The sequence below is a fragment of the Rossellomorea marisflavi genome (assembly GCF_022170785.1).
Classification (GTDB): Bacteria; Bacillota; Bacilli; order Bacillales; family Bacillaceae_B; genus Rossellomorea; species Rossellomorea marisflavi_B.
The window spans coordinates 613,073-626,324 of the sequence record NZ_CP081870.1; the positions used below are offsets into that span (position 1 = coordinate 613,073).

The 13,252-nt window shown below is 48.4% G+C and carries 16 protein-coding genes; 8 read left to right on the forward strand and 8 right to left on the reverse strand.

Annotation, left to right across the window (positions count from 1 at the left end):
* Nucleotides 1-130 precede the first annotated feature (130 nt).
* The 3 genes from K6T23_RS03140 to K6T23_RS03150 form a co-directional block, all read right to left on the reverse strand.
* A complete protein-coding gene (locus K6T23_RS03140; RefSeq protein ID WP_079514765.1) occupies nucleotides 131-634 on the reverse strand; it encodes an acyl-CoA thioesterase in 504 nt (167 codons plus the stop codon).
* Between the two features lie 180 nt (nucleotides 635-814).
* Nucleotides 815-943 (reverse strand): DUF2639 domain-containing protein, encoded by a 129-nt coding sequence (locus K6T23_RS03145; protein ID WP_079514766.1) that lies wholly within the window; start codon nucleotides 941-943, stop codon nucleotides 815-817.
* 208 nt (nucleotides 944-1,151) lie between these two features.
* Entirely contained in the window at nucleotides 1,152-2,441 is a 1,290-nt protein-coding gene (locus K6T23_RS03150) for an MDR family MFS transporter (protein ID WP_079514767.1), read from the reverse strand.
* Nucleotides 2,442-2,658: 217 nt separating this feature from the next.
* Between K6T23_RS03150 and K6T23_RS03155 the strand changes: the two genes are divergently transcribed.
* Nucleotides 2,659-3,348: a DUF6944 family repetitive protein gene (locus tag K6T23_RS03155; RefSeq protein WP_238283568.1), complete on the forward strand. Its 690-nt coding sequence runs from the start codon at nucleotides 2,659-2,661 to the stop codon at nucleotides 3,346-3,348.
* A complete protein-coding gene (locus K6T23_RS03160) occupies nucleotides 3,341-4,198 on the forward strand; it encodes an alpha/beta fold hydrolase (protein WP_056532996.1) in 858 nt (285 codons plus the stop codon). Before K6T23_RS03155 ends, K6T23_RS03160 begins: the two co-directional genes overlap by 8 nt.
* A 1-nt stretch (nucleotide 4,199) precedes the next feature.
* Here K6T23_RS03160 and K6T23_RS03165 read toward each other — a convergent pair whose 3' ends face one another.
* From K6T23_RS03165 to K6T23_RS03175, 3 genes are all read right to left on the reverse strand, one after another.
* Entirely contained in the window at nucleotides 4,200-4,577 is a 378-nt protein-coding gene (locus K6T23_RS03165; protein ID WP_238283569.1) for a hypothetical protein, read from the reverse strand.
* A 120-nt stretch (nucleotides 4,578-4,697) separates the two neighbouring features.
* Nucleotides 4,698-5,930 carry an aminopeptidase gene (locus K6T23_RS03170; RefSeq protein WP_238283570.1) on the reverse strand — a complete coding sequence of 411 codons (1,233 nt, stop codon included), beginning with the start codon at nucleotides 5,928-5,930 and terminating at the stop codon, nucleotides 4,698-4,700.
* Nucleotides 5,931-6,118: 188 nt separating this feature from the next.
* On the reverse strand, nucleotides 6,119-6,577 hold the full coding sequence (locus K6T23_RS03175; protein WP_079514771.1) for an RrF2 family transcriptional regulator: 459 nt from the start codon (nucleotides 6,575-6,577) through the stop codon (nucleotides 6,119-6,121).
* 162 nt (nucleotides 6,578-6,739) lie between these two features.
* Here K6T23_RS03175 and hmpA point away from each other — a divergent pair, with 162 nt between their 5' ends.
* Nucleotides 6,740-7,912, forward strand: a complete 1,173-nt coding sequence (gene hmpA / locus K6T23_RS03180) for an NO-inducible flavohemoprotein (protein ID WP_238283571.1) — start codon at nucleotides 6,740-6,742, stop codon at nucleotides 7,910-7,912.
* Nucleotides 7,913-7,950: 38 nt separating this feature from the next.
* On the opposite strand, the gene K6T23_RS03185 is transcribed toward hmpA, so the two are convergent.
* Nucleotides 7,951-8,118 carry a hypothetical protein gene (locus K6T23_RS03185; protein WP_164468445.1) on the reverse strand — a complete coding sequence of 56 codons (168 nt, stop codon included), beginning with the start codon at nucleotides 8,116-8,118 and terminating at the stop codon, nucleotides 7,951-7,953.
* 130 nt (nucleotides 8,119-8,248) lie between these two features.
* Here K6T23_RS03185 and K6T23_RS03190 point away from each other — a divergent pair, with 130 nt between their 5' ends.
* Complete coding sequence (locus K6T23_RS03190; protein ID WP_056533010.1) at nucleotides 8,249-8,626, forward strand: DnaJ family domain-containing protein; 378 nt, start codon at nucleotides 8,249-8,251, stop codon at nucleotides 8,624-8,626.
* A gap of 51 nt (nucleotides 8,627-8,677) precedes the next feature.
* Here K6T23_RS03190 and K6T23_RS03195 read toward each other — a convergent pair whose 3' ends face one another.
* Nucleotides 8,678-8,863 carry a hypothetical protein gene (locus K6T23_RS03195; RefSeq protein ID WP_048012239.1) on the reverse strand — a complete coding sequence of 62 codons (186 nt, stop codon included), beginning with the start codon at nucleotides 8,861-8,863 and terminating at the stop codon, nucleotides 8,678-8,680.
* A 152-nt stretch (nucleotides 8,864-9,015) separates the two neighbouring features.
* On the opposite strand from K6T23_RS03195, the gene motA reads away from it, so the two are divergent.
* From motA to K6T23_RS03215, 4 genes are all read left to right on the forward strand, one after another.
* Nucleotides 9,016-9,807: a flagellar motor stator protein MotA gene (gene motA / locus K6T23_RS03200; protein WP_056533013.1), complete on the forward strand. Its 792-nt coding sequence runs from the start codon at nucleotides 9,016-9,018 to the stop codon at nucleotides 9,805-9,807.
* Entirely contained in the window at nucleotides 9,794-10,585 is a 792-nt protein-coding gene (gene motB, locus K6T23_RS03205; protein ID WP_056533015.1) for a flagellar motor protein MotB, read from the forward strand. The genes motA and motB overlap by 14 nt, the downstream gene beginning before the upstream one ends.
* Before the next feature lie 174 nt (nucleotides 10,586-10,759).
* Nucleotides 10,760-10,936 (forward strand): hypothetical protein, encoded by a 177-nt coding sequence (locus tag K6T23_RS03210; RefSeq protein WP_159645440.1) that lies wholly within the window; start codon nucleotides 10,760-10,762, stop codon nucleotides 10,934-10,936.
* 129 nt (nucleotides 10,937-11,065) lie between these two features.
* A complete protein-coding gene (locus K6T23_RS03215; RefSeq protein WP_056533018.1) occupies nucleotides 11,066-12,457 on the forward strand; it encodes an alanine/glycine:cation symporter family protein in 1,392 nt (463 codons plus the stop codon).
* The last annotated feature ends 795 nt before the right edge of the window (nucleotides 12,458-13,252 follow it).

The window sequence follows — 13,252 nt, forward strand, 5'->3', positions numbered from 1 at the left end:
AATGGTCCCTCCATATCGTATTAGTGCTCGGACTATGTGTCCCACAGTATTATCGGAGAAGGGAAGGGGATTTTAAAGGGGACTCTTGAGGAAAATAAAAAAAGATGCCGAATTCTGGCATCTTTTATTTTTAATATGCTTTTCTGAAGAACTCGGCAAGCTCCTGGCTGTGCATTTTACGTGCTTTCCGGTGCTCTGCACGGTTCTGTGCGGTTTCGTTGAGCCAGATTTCTTCTTCAGACTCAGGTACGACTTCAGGAATGATGGCAGGCTTACCGCCTTCGATTGCGACGAAGGTGAGGAAGGAGATGGCTGCTACGTTCGTCTTGCCTGTAAGGAGTTCTTCCGATGTCACCTTCACGCAGATCTCCATGGAGCTCTTACCGGTATAGGTGACCATTGCTTCCAGTGTGACGGCGTCTCCGACCTTGATTGGCTGAAGAAAGTCGACGGAATCGGTTGATGCCGTAACGACCGGTTTCCTGGCATGCTTGGCGGCAGCTATGGAAGCCACATCGTCTATATAGGCCATTAATTTACCGCCGAACATCGTCCCGTGATGATTCGTATCAGGTGGGAGGACATGGGCCGTTTTGATCGTTTTTGTTTCGTTCATCGTTTTTTTCTCTCTCAATGAAGTTCACCTCTTGGTATGGATTGCCATTCTAATAGGTTTCCTCAAAACCAGCTATTTGAAACATGGTTTGATGGGAAAAGGCTCCCCTATACAAGAGTATATCATGTTCTCGTTGAAAGGGTTCGAACGACTGCTCCATAAAAAAGACGGAGCTTTATTGGCTCCGTCCGTTGGTTGTTATTTTGAACGTTCAAGCAGATTTGCAAGAACATGTTTTTTATAGGCTTCGACTTTACGTTCCTCGTAGCGTCGAACGCCCGATTTTTTTAGTTCTTCCACGTACCAGCCTTTGCTTCCTACATGCATTGAAAAAACATCCTTTCGTTGTATGGTTGGAATCTCGGACCGGCTCGGTTTTTGAGCCGTGATTCGTTATTACAGTTGCCTATTCTATCATTCATATTTTCAGGAAAAAAGGGGGTGGATGGAATTCGGCATTTTCTGAAAGTGTAGGGGGATTGCCTGCTCACATAACCTAAAGAGGAATGATCACAGAGGACCATTCCCTTCAGATTTATTCTATGGGCGCTTTAACTTCTTCCTGCTTATCCTCAAACCGTTTGAACATGAGGTAGAAGATGCCTCCGCTTCCGAGAGCAAGCAGGGATAGGATGGCGAAGGTCCAATCATACCCGATATAAAGGCTCAAGGTGATGGATAAGGGGGCAATCGTCCGGGCGATGGTGTACCGGAGGCTCGCAGCGGCGAAATATTGTCCCCTCATATCTTCAGGTGCCAGTTTAGAAACAAAGGTCTGCTGGATTCCGGCCGTCATCAGTTCGGCAAATGTGAAGATGGCCATGGCGAAGATGAATACCCAGACCGAGCTCGTCATACCGAAGATAAAGATGGCGATTGCATAGACGATGGATGAAAGAATGAAAACATTCCGTTCTTTAAACCTCGTAATGAACCGCGTGACCACAACAGTCAACAGGGCGACGAGGAGACCATTTTCCGAAAGAATCAAACCGAATACCTGCTCTCCCACAAGGGTCAATGACCAGTCCCCAATCGAGAAGAGTGTCACGTTATCCACGACGTCCTTGATATAGACGGGCAGAAGCAGATCAAGCTGCATAAAGGTCTGTCCTACGAGGATGCCGGCTACGATGAAGAGCAGGAATGTCCTATCCTTCATGATGACTCCATAATCCTTGAATTGATTCGTGATCGCATGGTACCACGCTTGATTGTTTCCTGCCGTGACCTTCAGCTTGGTGACATCCCGCGGTGCCGTTTCCCTTGTCATTTTCGACAGTAGGATCGAGAGCATCACGCATATCAAGCCTGCTGCAAGCAAGAGTTCAAATCGGTAGTTCACATAGAAGATCCCGCCAAGTATCGGTCCGACGACGACCGCAATATTGATGGAGGTATAAAAGACGGCGAAAACATGACTCCGGTCTTTCTCTTCCACTACATCGGCCACCATTGCCTGGCTGGCGGGCCAATAAAAGGAACCGAAAATCCCGACGAGGCTGAAGCAGATGAATCCGATCAAAGCAGAATCGAGCCATGGTGAGCTTGCGAGGCCGAAGACAAGGAAACCCGCCCCTTGACCGAATGCCGAAATGACCATCATCCGCTTCCTTCCGAATCGATCGGCGCAGTACCCGCCCATCAGGTTGGCCCCTACGGCGAACACCTGTGACAACACAAGGAGCAGTCCGGCCGTCTGCTTGCCGAATGCTTCTGTAAAATAAATCGTCAGAAACGGGAAGAACATCCAAAACGTGATGTTGATCGCCGCTTCCCCGAATAAACGCACTTTTAAATTCCGATCCCAATCCCTGATTCTCATGTATGATTCCTCCCCTCATGAAGGTGGATGGGTGAACTAGATAATCATAGCCTGCACCGTAGAAAGAAACAAGATTGATTTTTTGAATTGATTGTATATTTTTTCTTTTTTGAATTAGCTAGGGAAAGAGATTCAATTTTTGAGGATCCCCATGGTACAAAGTCGTTTTTTAAAAGGGTGAATATACTACCAAAGGAGCATGGAGGGGGCGTCTCGTTTGAACCATTATGTGAATATCTTGACAGGAGCATGGGTCCAGGTCGCAGGGACGGTCATTGCGGCTGTAGGGGAGACGGCGATCCTTAAAGGGGAACAAAGGGGCTTCCGGCTTGTTTCCATAGGAAACGGCTTCGAGGCAGCAGGGAATGGGATACAAGGCACCGCATCGTTACGTGTATTCGATGGTACGGAAGGGGAACGGATACGGATTGCCGGGGACTGGATTCAAGGTGGAGGGAACGCGGCTAACGTGGTGGCAGCAGAGTTGCAGTTCGCCGGTGAGGAGGAAGCGGGTCTCATGCTGGATGTGAAGGGTGACGTGATCCAGGCGGTGGGGGCAGGACTTGAAGCATACGGAGCGACATTATTGGAAGGTCCCTATATCGAACTGCTTATCTCGGGCAATACGATTCAGGCCCTCGGATGTATCATAGAAGGAATCGGGGAGGTCCTTATCATCAAAGGGGACGAAGAGAAAGGCCTACCCGTCATCACATTCGGAAGCTATGCTCAGGTTGCGGGCGCCCTCATGGCTGCCGTGGCCCTGACCAAGCGTTATGAAGAAGAGGGACTTCTCATAGAAGAAAAACGGGCGTACCCGTTCAATCAAGGGGATGGTACAATATGGGAGAAAATGAGGAATGCCGGTACCACGAAGTCACAAGGCAGGAGGATGGCGGATGTTTAAAGAGAACGGAGAATACCAGGTAACAATCAATGGGATATCCCATTGGGTGAAGGTGGAGGGGATTGAAAGGGGGACAACGCCAGTCGTCGTAATCCATGGAGGTCCTGGAGGAAATCACTATGTGTTTGAACGGACGGCAGGGTCTATGATCGCAATGGAGCGTACGATTATTTATTATGAGCAAAGGGGCTGTGGAAGGACGGATAAACCTGAGGATGATGGAGCCTATAAGATTTCCCATCTTGTGGCGGATTTTAAAGAATTTCATCGATTGTTCGGATGGGAAAAGGTCGATCTGCTCGGTTATTCTTTCGGTGCAGAGCTTGCATTGGAGATTGCCAATACGCTTCCTCATACCGTGAATAGGCTTGTTCTTTCTGCGCCTAGCATGATCCAATCACCACTTCAGAAGCTCGTACAGATAGCAGGATTTGCATCGGTGGGAGCAACAGGGATCGGTTCTGGTGCCACAATCGACGAGGCATATCAAGTTCTTTGGAATCATGCCGATACAGCAATGGTGGACAAGCTCCTCTTCCAGGATCCATCGCTCGCTGCGATGAATCGGAAGTGGTGGGAGGAAAGCGACCTTGTCAACACCGGTCTCATGATGAGAGCATTGGAGGATGACAGTTCCCGTCCGTCGCTTGAAGAACGCTTATCGGACATCCCCCATTCTGCCCTCATATTGGTCGGGACCTTTGACCGCAACACTGGAATTCCTGTAGCCAGCCTCATTCACGACCGCTTGCAGCATAGTACATTGACCATCCTGTCGAAAAGCGCTCATTTTCCCGATATTGAAGAATCTGAGGTGTTCACTCAGTACGTGTGCTCATTTCTACGTTGAACTAGGAAGCTATTTCCCTTGATCGACCGGACCTCAGCGTAACAACGATACTCGCGATGCTGACGATCATCCCGAAGAGGGCAAGAAGGCCCATTCCGGTGCTTTTGGAGAAAAAGAAGGAGATGGGTATGATCCCTAGAAACGAGATGACCACAGGGATCTGGATGATCGATGAGATAATCCGCACGATCCGGTTGCTAAAGAATGAGAGTACAAGTAGCGGGATGAACAGCAAGACTGTCATGCCAATCGACAGCCATACACCAATTGGCTCATCATAGGAAACCGTATTGGGGCCTGTTGGGTGCAAAGCAGCGACCAAGATACATCCGACTGCCGTTACAAGTGTGAGGGTCATAAGAGAAACCCGTTTGAACATAAATGAATCCTCCTTTGTTGAACAATCGGTTTTATAATACCATAACGATTTCCATTATGTTCATATTTTTCATAAAAAAGCCTGTGCATCAGAGAGATGCACAGGCTTAAGGAAAACATATCAGAACGCCCATCCGCCGTTGCGGAAGACCGGTTCAGAGGAACCGTCCTCTTTGATTCCGTCGATATTCATTTTATCAGATCCGATCATGAAGTCGACGTGGGTGATGCTGTTGTTCAATCCATTCTTTTCAAGCTCTTCTTTGCTCATTTTCTTGCCGCCTTCGATACAGAATGCATAAGCGCTGCCGATGGCAAGGTGATTGGACGCGTTCTCATCGAACAAGGTATTGTAGAATAATACATTGGACTGTGAAATCGGTGATTGGTGAGGAACCAGTGCGACTTCCCCAAGGTAGTGTGAACCTTCATCCGTGTCTACAAGACGCTTCAGGATGTCTTCACCTTCTTCAGCTTTCACATCGACGATCCGACCGTTTTCAAAGGTGACGGAGAACTTATCGATGACATTTCCTCCGTAGCTCAATGGCTTCGTGCTTGCCACTGTGCCGTTTACCCCTGTCTTTAGTGGAACGGTGAACACTTCTTCCGTCGGCATGTTGGCCATGAACGTATGTCCTTCTTCATTCACACTGCCGGCGCCGACCCAAAGATGACCTTTAGGAAGCTCGATGGTCAAATCGGTACCCGGAGCTGTGTAGTGAAGCTTTTGATAGTTCTTGCCATTAAGGTATTCAACTTTCTCATGAAGGTTGGCATCGTGATCCTTCCAGGCTTGTACGGGGTCTGCCTGATCGGCACGAACCGCCTTGAAGATCGCATTCCAGAGCAGGTCTACCTGCTCATCTTCTGGCGCGTCAGGGAATACTTTGGCAGCCCACTCTTTAGAAGGTGCTGCGAGTACGCACCAGCTGACTTTGTCGGACTGGATGTACTGACGGTATTTAGACATTGCTTCACCGGCAGCGCGCTGGAAGTTGGAGATGCGCTCTGGGTCCACGCCCTTCAACAGGTCAGGACTGGATGAAACGACGCTCATGAAGGCAGCTCCGCCTTCTGCAAGACCTTCCACCTGACTGGCACGCCAGAATGGGAATTCCTTGAATGCTTCATCTGGTGCAAGCTCATACTTGGTACGGGCAACGACGTCATCGCCCCATTCCACGTATACATGCTTCGCGCCTTTTTCGTATGCCTTCTTGACGATGACACGGACGAATTCAGCTGCATCAATAGACGTATTGATGACAAGAGTCTGATCTTTTTGGATATTGACCCCGACTTCAACGGCAAGACTGGCGTATTTGTCGAGATTTTGGTTGAAATTTGACATGTGTATGTATCCCCTTTTTTTCAGAATGTTCACTTACATTCTTATTTTATCAGTGCTGTCCCGGTTTGCAAATGTTTCGCCTAAATATAGTATGTGTAAAAGGAGTGCAGGATAGTTAAAAAGCTTAAGAGAAGTATTTCATGATGAAAGAAGAGCCTTCCCTGACGTGACACGGGAAGGCTCTTCTTTCATTTTGACCGGTCGGGTTCGTTCTTCTCTTGGAAGAGGAAGCGATAGTCCAGCGGATTTCGGACCAGGTCATTCAGTGTATATTCATCTAGGACTGAGAGATAGGCATTCAGCGCCTTTCCCAGTACATGCTTAAGCCCGCATACAGGCGTGATGATACAGGAGTTGTTGGCAGCATCGAAGCACTCCACCAAGTGGAAGTCCTCTTCTGTCTTCCTGACGATGGTTCCGATATTGATATCCTGTGGGGACTGGGCGAGCTTGATCCCGCCATTCCGTCCTCGGATCGTCTCGATGACGCCCATCTTCCCAAGCTCGTAAGTCACCTTCATGAGGTGATTCTTCGAAATGTTGTAGGCATCTGCGATTTCCTTGATATTCGAGAGTTCATCCGATGGTTTAGATGCTAAAAAAATCAGCATGCGCAGTGAGTAATCTGTATATAAAGTTAGTCTCATCTCTCTCACCCTTCCGTTCCCTTGTTCTTCATTATACAAAAGGGAAAGCCTGCATGTCTAAATGTGAATGTTTTGTTAAAGAAGTATTTTATATATTGTTTTTGAGAGGGTGCAGGCATATTATAAAGATGTATTAAAAATATATCTTTAGAGGTGAAGGATATGTTATCTCAAAAAACAATCGAAATCGTTAAATCTACGGCATCGGTCTTGGAAGCCAAAGGAATTGATATCACCACTGTATTTTATAAAAATCTGTTTACCGATCACCCTGAACTTCTCCATATCTTCAATCATTCCAATCAAAAACAGGGGCGTCAGCAAACGGCACTGGCAAACGCCGTCTACGCAGCTGCACAGAACATCGATCAGCTTCACACCATCCTCCCCGTCGTCAAGCAGATCGGGCACAAACATAGAAGCTTAGGCGTCAGGGCCGAACATTATCCGATTGTAGGAGAACATCTGTTGCGGGCCATCAAAGAGGTGCTTGGTGAAGCTGCAACGGACGACATCATCGCTGCCTGGGCGGATGCATACGGAAGCATAGCCGATGCATTCATAGGAGTGGAGAAGGAATTATACGAGCAGGCCCGGAATCAAAAAGCGGGATTTGCTGATTTCAAATCCTTCATCGTGTCTAAGAAGGTGAAGGAAAGCGATGTGATCACGTCGTTCTATCTTGAACCTGAGGATGGAGGAGATGTACCGGAATATGAAGCCGGGCAGTATATATCCGTCCGTTTGAACATCCCGGGAGAAACCTATTCCCATATTCGCCAATACAGCCTTTCAAGTACTCACCATCCGAACTTTTTCCGGATTTCAGTGAAAAGGGAAGGGAAAGGAACGGTCTCTGCCTATCTTCATGATCATCTAAAGGTAGGGGGTGTACTGGAAGTAAGCGCACCGGCAGGGGATTTCGTCTTGAATCCAGAGACCACCCCTCTTGTGTTGATTAGCGGCGGAGTCGGGATCACTCCGATGATGAGCATGCTTGAAACAGCCTTCAGGACTCAGCCATCCCGACCGGTTTCTTTCATCCATGCATCACGGAATGAAGCGGTCCTTCCTTTTAAAGCAGAAGTGGAAAGTATGATCAGAGGTCACCACGACGCGAAGTGTTCCTTTGTATATGGGACCCTGACTCTATCGGAAGAGCACGTGGAGGAGGATGGGGCAGACTATTATGTCTGCGGTCCTGTACCATTCATGAAGGCTGTCATTGAGAGGTTGAAACATCTCGGAGTGCCTGTAGCAAAGATCCACTATGAATTCTTCGGTCCCGGTCTTGATCTCGCCGGTGTGGAAGAGGTCGAAAAAACGCATTCATAAGAGAAAAGGGTTCCGGATCCGGAACCCTTTCTTCATGATTAGAGACGATGTTCATCCTGATCTACCCTGTTCTTGAACGCTTCCTGCGTCACGATATATTCTTCATCGCCTGCCGGTTTTTCAGAATGGGGTTTTTCTTCCCCGCCATTCGGGAAGTTACCGGGATGGCCTTTTTTCTTTGATTCGAATGCTTTTCCGCGTGACATATTCTTCACTCCTTATGGATGGATGAGGATAGTTTTTACTTGGAGGGAAGTAAATATGTCAAGGAATCGTCGCATGGAGGATGAGTCTTCAGGGGGATTTGGACTATACTGGTAGTAAGGAGGGATGGGAATGGATTTTTCAACGTTGATGTCAGAGCAACGGATCAGGAAGGCTTATGAAGAAGGGGAGTTTAATGAGCTTCCGGGTTTCGGGAAACCGATGGATCTGAATGATGATGCCGGAATTCCCGAAGAGTTGAAGATGGCCCATCGGATGATGAAGAATGCCGGGTACTCAACGGAAGAGGCGGGACTGAAGCAGGAGATGATGAGGATCGAGGATCTGATCCGCACATGTGAGGACGATGTAGAAGCCAAGTCTCTCCATAGGGAACTGAATGAGAAAGTACTCAAGTACAATGCCATGCTGTCGAAAAAACGGGTGAAGACGAATTCATCTGTATTCAAGGACTACCAGCGCTCCATTGAAGATAAGCTGATGGGCTGAGAAAAAGCATGAAGGAAAGGGAACGGGACCCTTTCCTTCATGCTTTTTTGTTTATTTCCGCGGTTCGTCAGGACGGAACAGGAAAAGGGAGATGACGCCGGATAGCAGGGCGCCGCCAACGATGAGCAGGGCACGTTCCCTTCCTGCCAGTTCTGAGTATTGGGTAGTGACCATCCAGTTTGCCGCGATGGCGACAAGGATCATGATGGCCAGGATCGTAATGATTCGACGTTTCAAGGTGACACATCCTTTGTTGATTCATTGCTCTTAGTTTATCATAGAACGCTTCCGCTCAGCCAAGAAATGAATAGAAGTGGATTCCTACTCAAAAAAAGTAAAACGGGTCCGATATTAGGAGTAGACTATGTTGAATAAGGTGGAGCGATCAGATGGATAAAACGTCATTTATAGGTGTCATACTTGGATTGGTTGCAATCGGAGTCGGAATGGTCTTCAAAGGGGTAAGCCTCATGGCACTCATCAACCCTGCGGCCATCCTTATCATCCTGTTGGGGACCGTGGCTTCCGTGGTCATAGCCTTTCCCACGTATGAAATCAAGAAAGTACCAAAGCTGTTCGGGATCCTCTTTAAAGAACAGAACACCCAGGACCCGAAAGAAATCATCGCCTTTTTCTCCGAGATGGCGGACCTTGCCAGGAAGGAAGGCCTGCTTGCATTGGAAGCAAGGATCCAGGAACTCGATGACCGGTTCTTAAGAGACGGTCTTTCCCTTGCCATAGACGGTCAGACGGGGGATTACATAAGGGATGTCCTTCACGAAGAGATCGATGCCATGGAAGAGCGTCATAGCGCGGGTGCACAGATTTTCTCACAAGCAGGCACATATGCTCCTACCCTCGGGGTTCTAGGAGCGGTCATCGGCTTGATTGCCGCACTCAGTCATATGGACAATACGGAAGAATTGGGGCATGCAATCTCAGCCGCATTCGTGGCGACCCTCCTCGGGATCTTTACGGGTTACGTGCTTTGGCATCCGTTCGCCAATAAACTGAAGCGCAAATCGAAACGTGAATCCCAATTGAAAATGATGACAGTGGAAGGAATCCTTTCGATCATCGAAGGGGAGTCACCGCGGATCATCGAGCAGAAACTGGCTTCCTATCTCCCTGCAAAGGACCGGTATAACCTGATGAAGGAGGAAGAAGATGAGACGGCGTAAGAAGAAGCGGGAAGATGATCATATCGACGAATCCTGGCTGCTGCCTTACTCTGATCTTCTGACCCTGCTTGTGGCGCTTTTCATCGTTCTCTATGCCTCGAGTTCGGTGGATGCACAGAAATTCCAGGAATTATCCCAGGTGTTCAGTGAAATCTTCAAGGGCGGCACAGGGATGATGGATTACCCAAGTCCTGTCGCCCCTCAGGATTCAAGCGATCAGAAGGAAAAGCAGGGAGCTGCTGCTGACAAGAAGGAAGAAGAAAAGACAGTGGACAAAGAAGATATCAAGAAACAATCCTTTCTTCAAGATCAGGAAGAACTGCGTGAAGTACAGGAAAAGATCAACCAGTACATCAAGTCCAATAATCTGCAGCTCCAGTTTGTCACGAAACTGACGGATGAAGGCCTGCTACTGACGATCAGGGATAACGTCCTCTTTTCTTCAGGTTCTGCTGAAGTGGAGAGGAATGATCAAGATGTGGCAAAAGAGCTTTCCTCCTTGCTGGTCATGAATCCTCCCCGGAATATCATCATCAGTGGGCACACAGATAACGTACCGATCCGCACGGCCAACTATGATTCCAACTGGGAGTTAAGCGTCATGCGCGCCGTGAATTTCATGAAGATCCTTCTGGATAATCCGAATCTCGAACCAGAGTGGTTCAGCGCCAAAGGATTCGGGGAGTTCGAACCCATTGCCGATAACGCGACAGCAGAGGGTCGCGGGAAAAATCGTCGTGTGGAAGTACTGGTGTTGCCGAGAGTGACGCAGGAATAATAAGAATGTAGACCGCAAGCCCGGTGCTTGCGGTTTTTATGTTTGCTGTTTGAAATACAAAAAAAGGAAAAAGTAACCAAGTAATCTTTAGCCTATGATAAACTCATTTTAAGAATATCTTCCATTTTTATATGGTTGAACATAGGCATCTAAAACAGAAAAGGCGGGAGTTACATGTTCAAAAGATGGATCGGCTTCATCCTTGTATTGATCGGGGCAATTGGGTTGGTGATCAATGTGTCATTCTTCAAAGGCAGTGAGTATTACGATGTCATTCGCGTCATTTCGGTCATTCTCTTCTTGGGAGGCGGCCTATTTATTCCGGAGTATTTGCGAACGGATAAAAAGTAAGAAGACCAGATTGACTGCATATCATGTTTACCTTGTTCAATTCAGGGAAAAGTTCCATCACTAGGAAGCCGCGCTATACATAACAGTCATACCACTTTTTTTGCGGCTGACGTTAAAGGAGAGATAAGAATGGAAGGTTTTCTGGATTGGGTAGGTAAGATATCGGAGTGGCTATGGGGGCCGCCCCTCATAGCCATATTGGGACTAACAGGGTTGTATTTGACGTTCCTTTTAGGCTTCATCCAGTTCCGGTACCCGCTCTACATATTCAAGCAAACGATCGGTAGTGTATTTAAAAAACCAAAAGGCGAAGGGACGGTCACGCCCCTTCAGGCCCTGACATCGGCCCTGTCCTCTACCATTGGTGCAGCCAATATCGTCGGTGTCCCGGCGGCAATCATGTTTGGAGGCCCCGGTGCGGTCTTCTGGATGTGGGTTATTGCCATGATCGGAATGGCACTGAAGTTTTCGGAAAGTGTCCTCGCTGTAAGGTATAGAGAAAAGAATGAACAAGGTGAGTTCGTTGGAGGCCCCATGTATTATATGACAAAGGGACTCAACATGAAGTGGCTGGGAATCTGGTTTGCCTTTGCCCTGATGATTGAACTGATTCCGAGCGTCATGGTCCAGGGAAATGCCGTGTCTTCAACCGTTCAGGAAACATTTAACGTAGACGGATGGATCACGGGTGTCATCGTTGCAGCAATCGTCCTTCTCATCGTATTTGGAGGAATCAAGCGGATCGGGAAGGTAACGGAAATCTTCGTACCATTCATGGCTCTTTTCTACGTCGGTGGGGCCATTGTGATTTTATTCATGAACCTCGGTGCCGTACCTGAATTCTTTCAACTAATTTTCTCCAATGCATTCCAGCCTATGTCAGCAATGGGCGGATTCGCTGGAGCAGCGATTGCAGAAACGATCCGTTGGGGATTTGCACGTGGACTTTATTCCAATGAAGCAGGACTCGGAACAGCTCCGATTGCCCATGCTGCTGCTCAGACGGATCATCCGGTCCGACAAGGATTATGGTCGATTGTCGGAATTGTCATCGATACAATGATCGTCTGTACGGCCACGGCTTTTGTTGTCATTTCTTCGGGTGTATGGACGGGTGAGAATGCCATGGATGATCCATCCGCTTTGACGACTCAGGCATTTACACAGTACTTTGGCGATTTTGGAGGGATCCTGGTGACGATTTCCTTGATTTTCTTCGTCCTTTCCACGATTATCGTCATCGTCTTTTATGGGGCGAAGCAGGCGGAATTCCTGTTCGGTCATAAATTCGGACAGGCGTTCAAGGTCGTGTATGTGGCTGGGATCATTCTCGGTTCAGTCGGTGCGGCCCAGACGATATGGCAGTTCCTTGACCTTGCGCTTGCCGCAGTACTGTTGCCGAATATCATTGCTGTGCTTCTGCTAAGTAAAGAGGTTAGAAGGCTCACGACAGAGTTCTTTACGTCGGATCAGTATTATTTGAAGGATGTTGGGAAAACGAAAGGGAAGAAAGCTTCTTGATGAAAAGACCCCGTTTTGATACGGGGTCTTTTTTTGTGCGTTCTGATTTTCTATGCCGGTTATCTGTTCCACTGCGGATGGGAGGAGTTTTTGAATAATGATCATATGCAACGTGGGTCGTTCCGTTCCGCTGCGGGAGCCCGCTTTCCACGGGGCTTGCGTTGAGCCTCCTCATTCTTGCGGGGTCTCACCCTGCGCGCTATTCCCGTAGGAGTCGGACTCCCTCCGCTACACTTCACTCTGTGATAGGGGAGGGGCTATGAGGTTCATGATTCAGTGGAGATGAATCCACCTACTTGTTTGTGTAGAGCCAATGACAAATGATCATATGCAACGTGGGTCGTTCCGTTCCGCTGCGGGAGTCCGCTTTCCACGGGGCTTACGTTGAGCCTCCTCATTCTTGTGGGGTCTCACCCTGCGCGCTATTCCCGTAGGAGTCGGACTCCCTCCGCTGCACTTCACTCTGTGGTAGGGGAGGGGGCTAAGGGGTTCATGATTTAGTGGAGATGGATCCACCTACTTGTTTGTGTAGAGCCAATGACAAAAGATGATATGTTGCAACGTGGGTCGTTTCGTTCCGCTGCGGGAGTCCGCTTTCCACGGGGCTTGCGTTGAGCCTCCTCATACTTGCGGGGTCTCAACCTGCGCGCTATTCCCGTTGGAGTCGGACTCCCTCCGCTGCACTTCACTCTGTGATAGGGGAGGGGGCTATGGGGTTCATGTTTCATGAGGAACGCAATCCCACTACATTCCTCATGAATTTATCAGTTAGTTAGAAGACGTTCCGCCACCATA